Raw genomic sequence first — 16,109 nt, forward strand, 5'->3', positions numbered from 1 at the left:
GTGAGGCTATTGGAGAGAGGGTGGTGCTGGCGAGCGGCCACCCGGACAAGAAGCTTCTGGCAAATGATCCCCGAAAATTTAGCTACAGATAAACGGCCAATTCTTTAGCGGAAAGATAACGGATCGAGGCTTCTGGGAATTTTCGAATGATATCGAGGGCTGCAGAACGGGCAGCGGCCTCATCGGCATATATATTGGGCAATTTTACATTGGAAGTTGTTCTTCCTGATATATAGCGCATAAGCACGATATACCGCCCCTTCCATTTCCCCCAAAAAACGTCACTGGGGGCACTGTCTACTGAGGATTTCTCTGGTGCGGCTTCTTTCTCTTCTTGGGGCTTAAGCTCCAGTTCCGCTTCTTGCTCCCACATAAGTTGGGCAAGTCGATTTAATTCTTTAGAATAACTAGTTGACATAAATCTCAAATGCGTAAGAGTTTATTGATTTAAATACTGATAAATCCAAAGATTAATAGAAAAGATCTTAATAAATACTAGCTTATAAATGATATATAAAGGTTAGGTATTGCTATGAACTTTTCTGATTGCATAGGCTTTATGTAAATTTCTCTCAGTTTATCAGTAAATATTCTGCCTAGCTCCAAGCACTCTGATGGTGCAAATTCTGCCGTGGAGCAGCTGGAGAATACCTTTTGGAGCATTTTCTCATATTTTAAGTAAAAAACCTACCTGGTACAAATTAATTGTTTCTTAGTTTCAAAAGCACTTGGTCAATAGTTGAATCATTGGGGAATAGCTTGGTTATTTTGCAGTGCTTATAGGGGGCAAGTTGTAAGACTTAGAGTTTTCATCTGGCGACAATTTCAAATGTAAGTATTAGCACGAAGGGCCTTATCTTGCCTTTTGGAGGTAGTGTAAATAAGTGTAAAGGGGGCAGGCATAATGTATTGGGGGATGCCTGGTAAATTTGGTGGTTGCACAGTGTACCGCGAACTTTTGATTTGTAGCGGCTATCTACCCTAGCCCATATTGGCAGTTTAGTGTCGATTACATCAGGCAGCATGGCACTTTAGTTCCATAAAAAATATCACAATTCTAGATATTCAATTGATGCTTCAAACGCTCAGTTCAACGATTGTTGGCTTTAATAGGTGAGTCAGATAGTGGCTCCGATCCCCTCTTAATGATCGTTCCTGGAAGTTGTAGGGAAAGTAATCGGACCGATGATTGTAGCTTGGCCTCAGCTACTTCAGATGAGGCTTAAAGGAACATTGATGTAATCTTAGCGGTGAACCCCATGATTCTCCCAAACCAAAAGGACTTGGGCATTCCTTTGAGACAGAAGGTCTTATTTGAGTGCCATTATTCAGATGATTTATTTCAGTTCCAAAAGGTAACTGTCCCACCTGGTCAAAATGTATCACTTGAATTCTTGTCTGGGTTTAACCTTTTAATGGTGATTGGCGGTGTAGCTAGTATCAATTGTGGTATTCGTGAGTTCCGTATGGGGTCAGGGCAGGTCTGGTTAACTGGTGCTGTTGGCGGTTTTATGGTTGGCAACCTCCCTAAGGGGGAAAGTTTACTGATTATCAGTGTCAGTATCAGCTCGGCAATGTTGACCCGGTTTTATAAGCGGCACACACGTGTACTGCTAAAAGCTAAAAACAAACTTGTTCTGGCAACTCATGTGGGAAGTGCTCCTAAGAGAGATCCCTTTATTCTCCCTGCGTGTGATCTGACGCGCTTCACTTTGGATTCATTGAGTGCATTTAGCGAACTGAATGATGAAAGTTTGAATTACTTAAAATTGGAAGAGCTACTCCTTTTGAAGCTAAAAGGGGATTGCGGTTGTTACTTGGCTAATGAGTTGCTTCGTCAAGTAAACCCGGCAACAGAGAGTTTTCGCCGGTTTATGGAGGAGAACGTAACTCAACCTTGGTCTGTAGCAAACTATGCCAAGCATATTGGGATGAGTCTTACATCATTTAAGAATAGGTTCAGCCGGGTATTCAAGTCGGAATCGCCCAAGTCCTGGATTAATGAGCGCAGGCTACAGCATGCTGATCTTCAATTGAAGACTACAAATAAGCGATTAGTTGATATCGCTCTGGAGAGTGGGTTCTCAAGCCAGTCCTATTTTACCCAGCTTTATAAGTCGATGTATGGGCGCCCGCCCTCGGAGGTGAGACAGAAATTCATGGACGCTCTTGATTAAGCGTCTGTGATTTCTTGTGACTTTGAATGCCTGGCCAGTATTACAGAAGTTGTTATAGTATTCGGCTTCCTGCAAATAATTAGAAAAATGGCCTGTCGATATGGAAGTTAGAGAATTAGGGAGTCTGGATTTGGTGGGTTTTTATACCCGTACTAAGAATGCTAATGAGGCCGATTCGGAAAAGGCAAAAATAGCGCCACTCTGGGATAGGTTCGGCGCAGAGGCTGCCCCCAAATTAAGGGGCAACCCTAAGGTATTTGGTGTTTACTCCAACTACGAATCTGACCATACCGGCTTTTTTGATGTCTATGCATGTTCAGATATGTTGTCGAAGGATATGTCTGAGGATTTCAAGTCGATTCAAATACTGCCAGGCAAATACCTGATGTTTTCCGCCAAAGGGGAAATGCCTCAGGTCGCCATTGATTTGTGGGGCGAGGTTTGGAGTTACTTCGCTGCGGAGGATTGCCCCCATCAGCGAGCTTTCACCACAGATTTTGAGCAGTATGTGGATGGAAACGAGGTTCAGATAGCCATATCCATCAAGTAGTTGAATCGCGTATATATACGGGCTATTTAAGGAGCCTCTGAATAACTCCGTAATGCCTCTGCGAGTCTTGAAGGCTGCAGATGTTAGGCGCAGCTCGCCGCGAATGGCCGTAGCCCTTTACAAGAGCTGCAACGCAGCAGGTGCGGCCTTCAAGGCCCGCCCTTCGGGGCTTGCAGAGCGATTCACACTCCGCGTTGCGACTTCTTGAAAGGTCTAGACATTCCTGCGAAGCCGCGCCTTGATTGTGAACCGCTCTGAAAGCCAGGGGTATCACGGAGTTATTCAGAGGCTCCTTAACTCTAGGGTGAATACCAAATTGGCGAGCTGAATGCTCGCCCCTGCTGGGTAAGGGGTACTTTTTCATCCATTTCAATACCGAAGCGTACCTTGTCAAATAGAGTCCATCGGGGAGTGGGTATCTCCAGGGCGCGCAGGTAGTAGACGGCTCTTTCCTTGGGGTTAAAGTCGGGATCTTTGAATACCGCGATTAGCTGAGGGGAGCCGATGGAGTTGGTGTATTCCGCCGTCTTCATATCCACAGTAGTCCCAACTGGGGGTAGTTTTCCCTCGGTATCCAGCTTACGGCTTCCAGACCATTTCACATTAAAGATCTTTTCCCGGGTGAGTCCGCTGCTATCCAGCCAACCCTTGATGATTTGGATACGGTCCAGGTTGGCACCCTCAGGGTCTTTCAGTGCTGCGATAAGGAATGTCGGTGCCTCTCCCTCACTGGCTTGAGGTAGCTTCCCGCCCATTGGCACGCCTTTTTTATAGCCATTGGCGACCAGATCACCGTGAATATCCTCATTGTTATAGTCATAGCCTCCAAAGAAGCGAATTGAGATCCTGGGGCCTGTGGTGGCGAAAGTCTCCTTGCGGTACATCGCATCCCATATTGCCTCCCGGGTATTCTCGTTGGCCCAGACTCCCGTAACGCCTGAGGCAGCTTGTTCCCAGCCGAAGTACTCTCCACCAACTCCCTTGAGCAGGGGAAATGCCCAGCGCTCCTTGTTGCTGGGTTCCAGGGTCTTGAACTTGCCAAAGAAGTTGTCCTGGTCCGGTGTCGAAAGCCCGGTATGGGTGTCGGTGGCTGCGTTTGCGCCTAGCACGAAAGGGTTGGTGCCCAGCTTCTCCTCCAGGCGTAGGCCAGACTTGAGTGCCTCCCTCCAGTACTCGTATTGCAGGGCACCGGGGGGCTTGGGCTTTAAGATCAGGTTGCCTCTATCCCACAGATCCCAGTTGGCAAATTCATCTTCTGGGGAGAGGGCAGGGTGGGACTCACTTTGTCCCTTTACCTGTACCAGCTCGTAAAGGGGTTCATAGCGGGCGCGCATTTGTGCCCACTCCGGAGTGAGTTCGGAGCCATCAAACTGCCGCTCGATAAACATACGCCCATTAGACATATTGCCGTTGTGGGGGATGGCGAGTACCCGGCCGCCGGTTTTGTCTTCGTAGGCTTTCATCCACTCCCAGAGTTTTACCGGGTTCTCGGTATCAAAGGTAGTTAGGGGAAGCAGGGTCTTAGTGTGGTCTGCGCCATCACGAAAAATAATATTGCGGTGCAGGTTGTCGCCACCATCGGCGTTAACTGTCCACTCAAAAGCGATAAAGGTAGAAAACTCTCCGGGTTTGTAATATTTCTCTGCGGCTTCAACGGTTTTTTCCCAGGCGGATTTCATCCATTTGGGGTCCATTACCTGGTCGGGCAGTTTGCCTTCTGATTGAAGCACGATGACTTCACTTTTTGCTTCATTGGTCGCTTCTTCGCTGCCTGAAATTAATGCCTCGTGCCATTTCTTCAAGGTGGCATTGGACATCATTTCCGGATTGCCATCGATGATCTCGCTGATAACTCCCATACCGTCTGAATGATCGGTGATCATGAACCAGTCGTAAGGGCGGCTGAGCTTGGCTTTCAGTCCGCTGTTGGAGGTAACAGTTTCTCCCAGGGCAAATCGATAGGCGTCATCGGGAGTAAGAATTGCGCCATCCAACCCCGCATCTACCGACCAGCCAGTATGGACATGTGTATCGCCAAAATAGACATTACGAGCGATGCGTTTATTGCTGTCCCGTTGGGCTTCCAGCTCCGCTTCTATCTCCGGTGCCATCGCCGTGAGCGGCCGTTGTTTTTCTGGAGTGGCGTCCTCTGTCTGTCGGGCGTTTGAATTTGTATTTTTATCTCCGTCGGGCTTTTTACTGCAACTATAAAGGCTGAGTACAAGAATAAAGAGGAGCAGGGTTAATCCAGCTTTGCTCTTGTGCATCGATGGCGGCTCCATTTCCTGAATGTGTCGGATCGCTTTTTAACTTAAAAGAATTCGTTGCGAAGAGAAGATAAATTACAGCTAGCATAGTTGAGCGACTCTGTTTATTCGCGAATTGGGCCACACCGGGGGCCTTGTTATCTATCGGCACAATAGATAGTCTTCGGCTCAAGTTGAGTTAGCACATTTATGCAACTTCAAGAACATGGTTGGCTAATTCAGTCATATTGAAATATGGCTACGCAATAATCATCGCTTCGGGCGATAGGCAAAAGCAGGCATATGAGTAACAACGAAAAGCGTCCACTTTACATCCCCCATGCAGGTCCCTCCCTACTGGAAATACCACTGCTCAATAAAGGCAGCGCATTTAGCTTGGAAGAGCGTCTCGAGTTTAATTTGGTCGGTCTTCTGCCGAATACCGTTGAGACGATTGAGGAGCAGGCCAAGCGCGCTTACCTCCAATTCCAGCAGTGTAAGACTGGCTTGGAAAAACATATCTACCTGAGGGGAATCCAGGACGACAACGAGACGTTGTTCTTCTATCTGATCGAACATCATACGGAAGAGATGCTGCCGATTATCTACACCCCCACTGTAGGTGCAGCTTGTGAAGAGTTTTCCAGTATTTATCGCAACCACCGGGGATTATTTGTCTCCTATCCGGACCGGGAATATATCGACGATATTCTGCGCAGCGCCACTAAAGAGAACGTCAAAGTTATTGTGGTGACCGATGGCGAGCGGATACTCGGGTTGGGTGATCAGGGTATCGGCGGCATGGGTATCCCTATTGGCAAGCTCTCCCTGTATACCGCCTGTGGCGGCATAAGCCCGGCTTATACCCTGCCTGTCACCTTGGATGTTGGCACCAATAACCGCACTTTGCTGAATGATCCCATGTATATGGGGTGGCGCCATGAGCGGATTTCCCAGGAAGAGTACGATGAATTCCTGGAGCAATTTATTGAAGCGGTAAAGCGTCGCTGGCCCAAGGTATTGGTTCAGTTTGAGGACTTTGCCCAAACCAATGCCACGCCGTTGTTAGAGCGCTATCGCGACCGCCTGTGCTGTTTTAATGATGATATTCAGGGCACGGCGTCTGTAGCACTGGGTACTATCCTGGCTGCCTGTAAAACCTGGCAAGAAACCCTCGCCGCGCAAAAGGTGACGATCGTGGGTGCCGGTTCAGCCGGGTGTGGTATTGCCGAGCAAATCGTCAGTGCAAAAGTGCAGGCAGGTCTTTCCGATGCCGAGGCTCGTGAACAGATCTTTATGTTCGATCGCTACGGGCTTGTGACTTCCGATATGAAAGGCCTGCACGACTTCCAGGCAGCTCTGGCCCAGGACCCGAGCAAATACGATGGAGTGTCCAGCTGGAATCTTGAGACGCTGATCGGCAATGTTGAGCCCAGCATCCTGATTGGTGTTTCGGGGCAGGGTGGCTTGTTTACCCAGCCAGTAATCGAAGCTTTGCATAAGGGGCACCGCCGTCCTTTGGTGATGCCACTGTCAAACCCCACTTCTCGGGCTGAAGCGACTCCAACTGAGATATTCAGCTGGACCAAGGGCGAAGCTTTGGTGGCTACCGGCAGTCCCTTTGCAGCGGTAGAAATCGATGGACATCACTATGCGGTAGCGCAGTGTAACAATGTCTACATATTCCCGGGCATTGGCCTCGGCGTGATTGCTTCCGGTGCATCCAAAGTGACTGACAGTATGTTGATGGCAGCATCCAACGCCCTGGCAGAGCAGGCGCCGGTGGTGAAAGATGGCGAGGGTGCCCTATTGCCACACCTGAATGATATTCGCGAAGTGAGCATGCATATTGCCAGGGCAGTGGCTGCCCAAGCGCAATTGGATGGCGTTGCGCCCAAGGTGAGCCGCGAGCATTTAGAGCGTTTGCTAGAGCGTAACTTCTGGCGTGCAGATTACCGTTCTTACCGTCGTCGCTCTTTCTAAATGAAAGTGCTGGGCCCGCTGCGACTATCGCATCGGGCCTGCATTTAAGCCAGCTTTTCCCCGGTATAGAAAGAATCCGGCTGGCGCAACACCAAGTAATCCTCCCAGTGGAATCCCTGATTCAAAAACTCAATGGCTGCATTGACGCCCGATAAGAACAGGTGTTCGCAGTGGTGGTCCGGCATGGAAAAATCCAGCCAGTGCGGGTTTTCTCCGGTATCGGTGGGATTGATGGGGATTTCTTTTACCAGCGCATGGTATTCCGCGTTCAAGCTCGCGCGCACATGGTTGTCGAGCATATTGCGACAAGTGCTGATCAGCCCCATCGCAAACCTTCCTACCTTATCTGATTTTGGCTGGTACAGATCCACTTCCAACTTGATCCCAAAGGTTGGCAATTTGGGGGTGCCTATGGGTTTATGGAAGATATCGAAAGGGAAGTTGGAGACAAGGCCGCCGTCAACAAATTCAATATCTTTGGGAAAGCCAGCGCGGAAAAATCGCTTGGGATCACCGATGCCTTTAATGCTGCGCCAATTCTCGGCGACAGTATTGCACTCACTTAATTGGGGGATGCCCTTTACGGTGTAGGGCTTAAAGAAGCCGGGTACCGACATGGAGGCACGCACGAACTCTGCCGGATTTACTGCGCTCGGATTATCGAAGTAGAGCGGCGCCTTGGCTGGAAACACTGCGCGAGTCTCGGTAGTGATATCCGCTGCCACCAGGGCAACCTCGCCGCTACCTATCAAGTGATCTGGTGTGCCGCGGTACAGGAGCTGTGGGAACTGGTTAATTCTCTGATTGAGCTGTGCGGTGTTGGTAATGCCCAGCTGTTTCAACTCCGTTTGTAACCACTGGGTAAAGGTATCTCCCGGATTTAGCCCCTTATGTCTGAGCAGGTGCCGCAAGGTGCGGATAGAATCGAAGGGGTGCAGTGCCAAACTACTGATCAAGCCTTTGCCTTTGAGCAGGCGCTGTACCGTTTTGCGGGCATAGCGCTCGCCATCTTCAAAACTGGCAAAGTCCGCATTGGCGAGGATACCCAAGAGCTTTTCGCTCTTGCCAGTGCTCGGTGTACCGGCCGCTGCCAAGAAGAGCGCATTGATGGCGCCCGCTGAGGTTCCTGCAATTTTGCGAAACCGAATTCCCGCCTTTTCCAGAATATAGGTATATCCCACCAGGGCGATCCCCAGCATACCGCCGCCTTCCATCACGATATCGACATACTGAAGGCCCTGGTTGTCCTGTACATCACTGAATACCTTTCCTTCAATGGTGGACTTGGATGCCTGCCAGTGTGCATCCGCTTTTGCGATGGCGTTTTCAACCCAGGGTGATTTTTGCATGTCGGCTTTCCGTACTGTGACAGCGATCTACAAGAGAATTTAGACAATTTATCCGCTTGTAGGTGAAAAAGGCAGGGTATCACCCAGAATCAAATTCGCCATAGCATCCAGTTTGTTTTTCGTGCCTTCCCACTTGGGCATCACTTGATTCATTAAACGGTAAAATCGCTCGCTGTGGTTGTGTTCGGCGATATGGCAGAGCTCGTGCAAAATGACGTAGTCGATACACTGGCGCGGCGCTTTTACCAGGTGTGGATTGAGGGTAATGCGCCCCTGGGGGGAGCAGCTGCCCCACTGGGTTTTCATACTGAGGATACGCAGGGGCGGGCGCCCGGAAACCCAAAGGGTCTGCTCAAGCAGGGCATCCAGGCGGCGGTGAAAAATTTCTTTGGCGTGCGCCTTGTACCATTCGGCCAAAAGCAGGCGCACTCTTTCGGGATCTTTTTTCCGCACGGAGACTTCCAGCTTGCCGCGCAGTAATTTCACCTGTTGTTGGGTGTCTTCAGACTCAATGACTTTCAGTAGGTATTGCTTGCCCAGATAGTAGTGGCTCTCGCCGCTGATATATTGCCGTGGTGTAATATATTCCAGCGCCTTGCGGAAATCCCGCAGCTGCTGGTAAATCCAGCGCCCGCGTTTTTTTACCGCCTTTAATACTGCATCGTTATCGATAGGTTCCGGTGCGCTGACCACCACACGGCAGTCGGGGTGCACTTTGATCAGCACTCGCCCATTGACCTGGGAGCGGGGCTGGCACTCAAAAGTAATGCGCTCATCCCCATAGGCAAAGCTCAGTTGCCGGGAGTTGGGGTTATTTGGGGGGGAAGTAATAGGCACATTCATGCCGGGGTTAGTCTCCGCTTAAACCAACGCGGGTGATCTGTAGGATCATCTCCACCATTTTCTTGGCCTGCACCATACCACTGCCGATGGATTTACACTCCAGAAATAATTTGGGCATCAGTTTTTTATGGATATCCTTCTCAATATTTTGCGGGCTGATGGAGTGTTCCATTACGGACTGGGTAACAATCGTATCGATCTCGAAGGCCAGTTTGATCCACTTATCCTGTATCTGGCTATCGCCTACCGCGAAAACCTCCGGCAGGTTTTTTTTGAATACACCAAAATAGGCCTGGGCGTGGCGATTATCGGCAAAGGCATTGGGTATTTCATCCAGGTTGCGGGCTTTTACCTGTGCTTCCAAAGCTTCGAACAGTAAGTACTGCTTGTGTGGGTGATCGAACAGTTTTTCCGCCTCCTCAATCGCTTGCAGCAATAACTTGGAAAAGGCTTCCTGGGCATAGGGGTCGTCGCGCAACTCCTGTTCGATCATGCGGGTGACGCGGGTTTTGATAATATCGGTTTCGTTGCGGGTTTTGTCCTCTCCCCAATCTTCAGGCCGCTCCGCCTTGCCCATTTTATTGACTTCGTATTTACCCTCGGGCTGTAAGATTTCCACGCCCACCACATGTTTATCCAGCAGGTTTTTTACCTGGGCCGCATACTGGTCGTAGTCCACAGACTTTTCGGTTTGTTGTAGCGCCCATTGGCGCAAAAGGGCAAATTGTTTAACCGTCTGTTTGTAGTGCTTGCGGTCACTATCGCTAAAGCTTTTATCTTCGAAGAAGGTGGCTGATTGCAGGGCTACTTTCAAGCAGGTAGTGAAGTCGGTGAGAGCCTCGTAGAAGTCCTCGCGCACTTTTAGGTTCACATCGACCAGCTCACCGTTGCGCTGTTCAGTTTTTGGCACTATCACCTGGCGCAGTTGCTCGGTGTCCTGCTTGTTTTTTACGCCGGCGAAAATGCTCCAAAGATCTTTATACAGCAGGGGCAGGCGCTTGTACTCGCTGCTCATGGGGCTATAGAGCCCGGCAATATCGTCGATGTCGTAACCGCCCTGGGTGCGCGCGGCCAAATCCTGGTATTTCTGCAGGGTGGTATCCAGCTCTGCCAGGATGCCCCGGTAATCGATCAGCAGGCCAAACTTTTTATCCGGGTGCAGGCGATTGACCCGCGCGATCGCCTGGATCAGGTTGTGTTCCTTGAGTGGTTTATCGATATACAGCACCGTATTCTTGGGCTCATCGAATCCGGTTAGCAGCTTGTCCACTACAATCAGCAGTTTCAGGGTATCGTCTTTATCGAAGCGCTCAATCACTCCCTGGGTGTAGTGTTGCTCATTTTGCGAGCCCACATTGTCCTTCCACCACTTCACCACCTCCGGCATGGAGGACTCATCCACCGCTTCGTTGCCCTCGCGGGTATCTGGTGCACTGATCACTACCGCCGACTCAAATTTCTGCGCCTCTGGCCAGTGCTGCTGGGCCTCATCCAGGTACTTTTTATATTGGATGGCGGCGGCCTTGCTGTCACAGGCCAGCTGGCCTTTTAAGCCCGCATCGATGTTTTTAACAAAGTGGGTGGCGATATCTGTGGCAATCAGTCGAATGCGGTCGTCGGCGGTGTAAATCTCCCCTTTGCGGGCAAACTTGCGTTTCAGATCTGCCTGCTGCTCCTCGCTTAACCCCACCTTAATGCGCTCAAACCAGCGGTCAATTGCGCGTTCGTTAACATTCAGGTCAGGGATACGTTCTTCGTACAACAGTGGGGTTACGGTGCGATCCTCCACCGCCCGCTGCATGGTATAGGCGTGGACTATGGGGCCGAATTTATTGGTGGTCTTATCGTCTTTCAATAGGGGCGTGCCGGTAAAGGCGACAAAGGCGGCATTGGGCAGGGCCTGGCGCATACGGATATGGTTTTCGCCGCCCTGGCTGCGGTGGCCCTCGTCGATCAGCACAATCAAGTCGGCACTGTCGTTGCGACACTCCGGCAGGGCAGTGGCGCCGGTAAATTTTTGCACCAGCGAGAAGATAATGCGCTCATTGCCGCTGCCAATCTGCTGGGCCAAACGCTTGCCGGAAGTAGCCATGGCCGCTTCCTTATCTTTCTTGCCCGCCAGTTCTCCACCGCTGGCAAAGGTATTGCTGAGCTGGCGCTCCAGATCTACCCGGTCGGTGACAATAACCAGGCGGCTCTGTTTGAGGCTCGGCTGGAAGATCAGCGCCTTGCTTAAAAATACCATGGTGAAGGATTTGCCCGAGCCGGTGGTATGCCAGATCACGCCGCCTTCCCGCGCGCCGTCATTGCCGCGTTGGGCAATGCGCTCCAACAGTCGTTTGATACCGAATACCTGCTGGTAGCGGGCGATGATTTTGCCGGCCTTTTTATCGAACAGGGTAAAGTAACGGACCATCTCCAGTAGCCGCTGGGGCGATAGCAAGCTGATTAACAACCGATCCTGGCCGCCCAGGGCCAGCTCGCCGCCGGCGATCAGGGTCTGGTACCAGTCCAGGTCCGCCGGGGAGCGCTGTTTAAATAGGGTTTGGATTTGTTCGCTGGAAAGGGGGCGGTTTTTGATCGCCAGCATTTCCCCATCGGCAATATCTTCCTCGCGCCAGGCCGCCCAGAATTTTGCCGGGGTATTACAGGTGCCGTAGCGGCCCTCGTCGCCGTTCACCGACAACAACAACTGGCTGTAGGCGAACAGTTGCGGGATTTCATCGTGGCGCTGGTTGCGCAGACTCTGGGAGATACCCTCGTCGATAGAGGGGCCCTTCTTGCCATCCGGGCGTTTGGCCTCGATCACTACCAGGGGGATTCCGTTGACGAAACACACCATATCCGGGCGGCGGGTCTCTACGCCGCTGGCACGGGTTACGCTGAATTCCTCGGTAAAGGCAAAGTGATTGTTTTCGATGGTGTGCCAGTCGATCAGGGCTATCGTGGGGGTGGCTTTTTTGCCATCGACAAATTCGGTGACCGAAATGCCGTAGAGCAGGTGGTTGTACAGCTCTTCGTTGGCCGCAAGTGGTCCTTTGTTCAGCGCTGGGCTGCACACGATGCCAATCAGGTGGTCGATGGATTTTTGCGAGAGCGGTTGCTCTTTACCTGCGAAATAAAAGGTCCGTTTGCCCAGCTCCCGGCGCAGTATCTCCGTGAGCACCACCTGATCCTGGCGCCCACTACGGGCCGCATTGGCCTCGGCGGGGGTAAAAACGACCAGCCCAGATTGCACAACAGGGCCAGGGCGGGGATCTTTGCGGCGTATTCTTCTTGGAATTTCGGTACTGCTGTGTAATCCATTTCCACGGTAATACATGTCTCCAAAGGGAAATCCGTTTTTATTGGGATAAAAGTGTCTCTGTTTCCGGGCTGTGGAGCAAGCTGGGAAAATACGCTTGCCAGTCTCCGGCCACCAATTGTTGGCTATGCAGATTAAAAGGCAGCGCCCAAAGATGTAGGTTGTCGGAAAAACTAAAGCGCGGCAGGGGTTGGCAAAAATCCCCGTGGGCGGGAAAGATCAGCGCCATATGGCCCCGGCCATCCATGTAATAGTTGCCGTAGGCAAAGAGCTGGTAGAGATCAGCTTGGCTCAGTTTGTATTTCTCGTTGCTGCTGGCGCGGCTATTTAATAATTTCCACTTGGTATCCATCACGGATACTTGTGGTCGACCTTTTTCCATGGTGTTACTTTCCAGCAACAAATCCGGGCGCAGTTGAAACCAGCGGCTATCAGTTTCTGTGCCCTCGGGCCTGTGCTTTAACAGGTATTGGCCGCTTGCCTGGGTGCGAAGGTGGCTGCTGGGCGGTAATGTTTGTTGCAGGCTGTGCGCCACATAATTTTCAAATAACCGCTCCATGGGGAAGAGCAGGGCGATACCGCGATGCTCGCCTTGGGTAAAACTGGCGTTGAGGTTTTGTAAAATTAAACGGCACCAGGGTTTGATTGCCTCATAGCTTTGCATCAACCGGTCCGAGCGCCATTTTGGCAGTTCGGCCAGTGGCGCCGGGCTTGCCGGCACCGCCGCCATCTGGTGATTAAAGCTATTGGCCAAGCGCCAGTTATCGGCAGTGGCGCAGAGCTTTAGGGTAATTTCCAGGGCGCTTTTGAGCAGACGGTTTTCACGGATTTGAGGGCTGAAAATATCGTGCTCAATATGGAACCAGGTAGCCCTGTCCGGCGTTTGTTGTGCCTGCCGGGCTAGGTTGAGACGGCCACGAATAAATCGGCTCTCTTCCGCCCGGCGCTGGTAGTCACTGCGCAGCCCGCGTTTTAACAGTCGGCTCAGGGCTTGCAAGAACTGTGAAAAAATCCACTCGTGCAGGGGCAGCGGTTGCTGCTGCAAATCAGCCGGGCCGGCATTGCGGGGGGTAATACCCAGGCTGATAGCGAGCATTTTCTGCAACAGTTGCCGGCTCCGCTGCGCTGAGGGTGGTTGCCGGTGGGTTTTCGGCAGAATTTCGATAGCTTCCCCAGTGGGGCTCTGCAGAAACCCCACATAGCTGCCCAGTTTGACTCTGTGGGCACCGCTATCCCGAATAAAATGACTGCCCTGGCTCTGCCCCAGTTCCCGCAGCCATGCCAGGGTTTGTGCTGAGACTCGCGCCCGATCCAGACTGGAGGGGCCGGCGAGGTCATTGTGTAGAGTGGCGTACTCGCGGACCTGGATCATTCCGCTACTTCGCTCTCGGCTTCTTCCAACGCTTGCGACTTCGGTGATGTAGTGGCAGCCGCAGGGGGCAGTATGCCGCGATAGGCATCCGGCTGGATAAAGGCCTCTGTATTGAGGGAAAAGCGCCGCTCATTGATTTGGCTGGCGATATCCGCAGGGAATAATTCGTTTAATTGCTGTTGGCCACCCTCAATAATAAAGCGGTGGTGCGGATGTTTCGCCGGGTCATTCAGTACCCAGCCGATGCGCTGCCAGTCATCGAAAAAGTATTCCTGTAACAATGGCAATATTTGTTGCTGGAAAATAGAGGCCAGCTTGCTCTCACGCTCTTCTAAAGGGAGGCCGCACAGGGGCAAAAAGTAGCTATGGCCGATCAGGTGATCCCGATCCAATAGTGCCTCAATACGCTGGTTTAGGGTTGCGAGCAGCTCACCGATATCGATACCGTAAACCTGGGTGCCCGCCAATAACTCGGGATTGGGTGGCATTTCTACAAAGCTAAAGCGGCGGCGCAGGGCCAGGTCCAGTTGAGCCAGGGATTTATCGGCGGTGTTCATGGTGCCGATTACGTACACATTGGGCGGCACAGCGAAGGTTTTTTTGGAGTAAGGCAGTATCACTTCGCGGGCATCCTCAGCACCCTTGCGCTTGGCAGGTTCCAGCAGGGTGATCAGTTCACCAAAAATCCGCGAAATATTTCCGCGATTGATTTCGTCGATAATCAAAACCAATGGCTTTTGCTGTGGCTCACTAATATCCTGTGGGGCCAACAGCTCTGCGAGTTTGTCTATATCAATGGTGGAAGGACGCAGCTCGTAAAGTGTCATTTGTGAGAGTGCTTTTTTAAACAGTTGCTCACGGGGTAAGCTGGGTTCGTACTGCCGGTGCCATTTTACCGGGCGCGCCTGCTGGTATCCGGTGCGCTCATCGGTTTCCAGACGTTGGTAGTCGCCGGTGATTTCCGCAATTGCGCGAAACTTGCGGTTGCCATCGGAAATAACCACCAAATCCCCAACCTGAAGGGTATTGCGGAAGTTATGTACAGCAGTGATGGGATAGTCAGATTGCTGAATTTCTAGGCTATTGGCCGTCTCAAACTGTTTGCGCACGGAATCGCGGCTAGTACAGCGAGAAAAATCGATACTCTCGCCATAGCCCAACAAGACATAATTATTTTCCAGGCACTCCTGATAAATATCGTCGTTGTCCTCCAGGGTATTGCCCAAGGACATTTTCCAAAAACGGCGGCCATTAAGGTCAATCTGCTCGCCGCTCTGGCGGGTAACTTTGGCATCGGCGGACTCGCATAACTCCTTAAATACACCGTCGTGAACGGAGTAATTTAGTTGCCCGTTGTCACTACTCTCCGCGCGGATACCTTCAATAAAATCTTCGTAGGCAAAGCTCTGGTGAAAGGTGGTAAAAACTATGCGCTTTTCTGCCTGTAGAGCGTCGTAGCGCTCTCTCACTGCGCGACTATCCGGCTCAACTTGATCGGCGTACCACTGTGGGTCGGCGATCTGTACGGCCAGGCGGGTGGTGTTGTAGGTTTTACCGGTGCCGGGAGGGCCGAACAGGATTTGATTGAGAGGCTGGGGAGGTAAGTTCGCGGGGGCTCGTCCATCTGTTCACTCTCATGCGAATCGTTCTCTGCGTAGAGCCGCCAGATCAGAATATTGGTTTGTACATCATCAAAAGTAGCCGGCTTGTGCCGGTTGATGATTTCTTTGAGGGCTCTATTGCTTGCCAGCCAGTCTTCTTTGCCATCGGGCAGATCAATTTCCCATTGACGATTGATATCTTTTACAAGCAATTTAAAAATATTGGGTGATACTACCGTGGTGCACTGGCTGGGGTGAGCGGCAGCAAAGACCCGGTTAATCACTGAGTGCAGCACGCCAACAACCAGGCCCTGGGCTTTAAAAGCCATAAAGCTATCGATAACCTGACGGTGGATTTTCTCTGAGCAGTCAGAAAAAATTTGCCTGGTTAGGCTGCGAAACTCTTGTTGCAATTGTTCGAGCGCTCTCCGTGAGAGGGCTCCTGTCTTTATGGTGGCGACGCCATTGCTGCGGGTCCACCATAAGTCTTCCAGTAGTTTATCGGAAATAGTACCGGTTTCTCGCGCCTCCTGAATACGGGAAAGTAGATCTTTATAATCTGCTTCCCACTGGGCTTTCGATTCGAGAAAGGTGTTTCCGGCAGTGCCGAAAAGTGTAGCAACGGCGTTAGAGAGTTTGCTGGTGGTTTCCGTATCCATCTATATCATCCCTGTAGCTGGTTAT

The 16,109-nt window shown here is 51.4% G+C and carries 11 protein-coding genes; 3 read left to right on the forward strand and 8 right to left on the reverse strand.

All coding sequences use genetic code 11. The annotated features are described in order from the left end of the window. Window positions 1–82: 82 nt before the first annotated feature. The gene (locus tag P0078_RS23845) at window positions 83–418 is read right to left on the reverse strand and encodes a hypothetical protein (protein WP_282932341.1); all 336 of its coding nucleotides are present in this window, start codon (window positions 416–418) and stop codon (window positions 83–85) included. Window positions 419–1,259: 841 nt separating this feature from the next. On the opposite strand from P0078_RS23845, the gene P0078_RS23850 reads away from it, so the two are divergent. After that, a complete protein-coding gene (locus P0078_RS23850) occupies window positions 1,260–2,177 on the forward strand; it encodes a helix-turn-helix transcriptional regulator (RefSeq protein ID WP_282934675.1) in 918 nt (305 codons plus the stop codon). A gap of 100 nt (window positions 2,178–2,277) precedes the next feature. Next, the gene (locus P0078_RS23855) at window positions 2,278–2,727 is read left to right on the forward strand and encodes a GyrI-like domain-containing protein (protein WP_282932342.1); all 450 of its coding nucleotides are present in this window, start codon (window positions 2,278–2,280) and stop codon (window positions 2,725–2,727) included. A 299-nt stretch (window positions 2,728–3,026) separates the two neighbouring features. Here P0078_RS23855 and P0078_RS23860 read toward each other — a convergent pair whose 3' ends face one another. After that, on the reverse strand, window positions 3,027–4,994 hold the full coding sequence (locus tag P0078_RS23860) for a DUF3604 domain-containing protein (RefSeq protein WP_282932343.1): 1,968 nt from the start codon (window positions 4,992–4,994) through the stop codon (window positions 3,027–3,029). 282 nt (window positions 4,995–5,276) lie between these two features. Between P0078_RS23860 and P0078_RS23865 the strand changes: the two genes are divergently transcribed. Continuing rightward, a complete protein-coding gene (locus P0078_RS23865) occupies window positions 5,277–6,956 on the forward strand; it encodes an NAD-dependent malic enzyme (RefSeq protein WP_282932344.1) in 1,680 nt (559 codons plus the stop codon). 44 nt (window positions 6,957–7,000) lie between these two features. Here P0078_RS23865 and P0078_RS23870 read toward each other — a convergent pair whose 3' ends face one another. Genes P0078_RS23870 through P0078_RS23895 form a run of 6 tightly spaced genes read right to left on the reverse strand, consistent with a single transcriptional unit; the run spans window position 7,001 to window position 16,084 of the window. Beyond that, entirely contained in the window at window positions 7,001–8,305 is a 1,305-nt protein-coding gene (locus P0078_RS23870) for a patatin-like phospholipase family protein (RefSeq protein ID WP_282932345.1), read from the reverse strand. Window positions 8,306–8,353: 48 nt separating this feature from the next. Next, complete coding sequence (locus P0078_RS23875) at window positions 8,354–9,148, reverse strand: M48 family metallopeptidase (RefSeq protein ID WP_282932346.1); 795 nt, start codon at window positions 9,146–9,148, stop codon at window positions 8,354–8,356. Window positions 9,149–9,155: 7 nt separating this feature from the next. Continuing rightward, window positions 9,156–12,470, reverse strand: coding sequence for a type I restriction endonuclease subunit R (locus P0078_RS23880; protein ID WP_282932347.1), 3,315 nt, complete (start codon window positions 12,468–12,470; stop codon window positions 9,156–9,158). 22 nt (window positions 12,471–12,492) lie between these two features. Then, window positions 12,493–13,824 (reverse strand): McrC family protein, encoded by a 1,332-nt coding sequence (locus P0078_RS23885; protein ID WP_282932348.1) that lies wholly within the window; start codon window positions 13,822–13,824, stop codon window positions 12,493–12,495. Beyond that, entirely contained in the window at window positions 13,821–15,293 is a 1,473-nt protein-coding gene (locus P0078_RS23890) for a DUF8426 domain-containing protein (protein ID WP_282932349.1), read from the reverse strand. Before P0078_RS23890 ends, P0078_RS23885 begins: the two co-directional genes overlap by 4 nt. Further along, window positions 15,290–16,084: a hypothetical protein gene (locus tag P0078_RS23895; RefSeq protein WP_282932350.1), complete on the reverse strand. Its 795-nt coding sequence runs from the start codon at window positions 16,082–16,084 to the stop codon at window positions 15,290–15,292. The genes P0078_RS23890 and P0078_RS23895 overlap by 4 nt, the downstream gene beginning before the upstream one ends. Window positions 16,085–16,109 lie beyond the last annotated feature (25 nt).

The organism is Microbulbifer sp. VAAF005 (assembly GCF_030012985.1).
GTDB lineage: Bacteria > Pseudomonadota > Gammaproteobacteria > Pseudomonadales > Cellvibrionaceae > Microbulbifer.

Coding starts and splice junctions, on each gene's coding strand:
- P0078_RS23880 (WP_282932347.1), bottom strand. CDS start 12,470: ATGTATTACCGTGGAAATGGATTACACAGCAGTACCGAAATTCCAAGA.
- P0078_RS23865 (WP_282932344.1), top strand. CDS start 5,277: ATGAGTAACAACGAAAAGCGTCCACTTTACATCCCCCATGCAGGTCCC.
- P0078_RS23875 (WP_282932346.1), bottom strand. CDS start 9,148: ATGAATGTGCCTATTACTTCCCCCCCAAATAACCCCAACTCCCGGCAA.
- P0078_RS23855 (WP_282932342.1), top strand. CDS start 2,278: ATGGAAGTTAGAGAATTAGGGAGTCTGGATTTGGTGGGTTTTTATACC.
- P0078_RS23885 (WP_282932348.1), bottom strand. CDS start 13,824: ATGATCCAGGTCCGCGAGTACGCCACTCTACACAATGACCTCGCCGGC.
- P0078_RS23850 (WP_282934675.1), top strand. CDS start 1,260: ATGATTCTCCCAAACCAAAAGGACTTGGGCATTCCTTTGAGACAGAAG.
- P0078_RS23860 (WP_282932343.1), bottom strand. CDS start 4,994: ATGCACAAGAGCAAAGCTGGATTAACCCTGCTCCTCTTTATTCTTGTA.
- P0078_RS23870 (WP_282932345.1), bottom strand. CDS start 8,305: ATGCAAAAATCACCCTGGGTTGAAAACGCCATCGCAAAAGCGGATGCA.
- P0078_RS23895 (WP_282932350.1), bottom strand. CDS start 16,084: ATGGATACGGAAACCACCAGCAAACTCTCTAACGCCGTTGCTACACTT.
- P0078_RS23845 (WP_282932341.1), bottom strand. CDS start 418: ATGTCAACTAGTTATTCTAAAGAATTAAATCGACTTGCCCAACTTATG.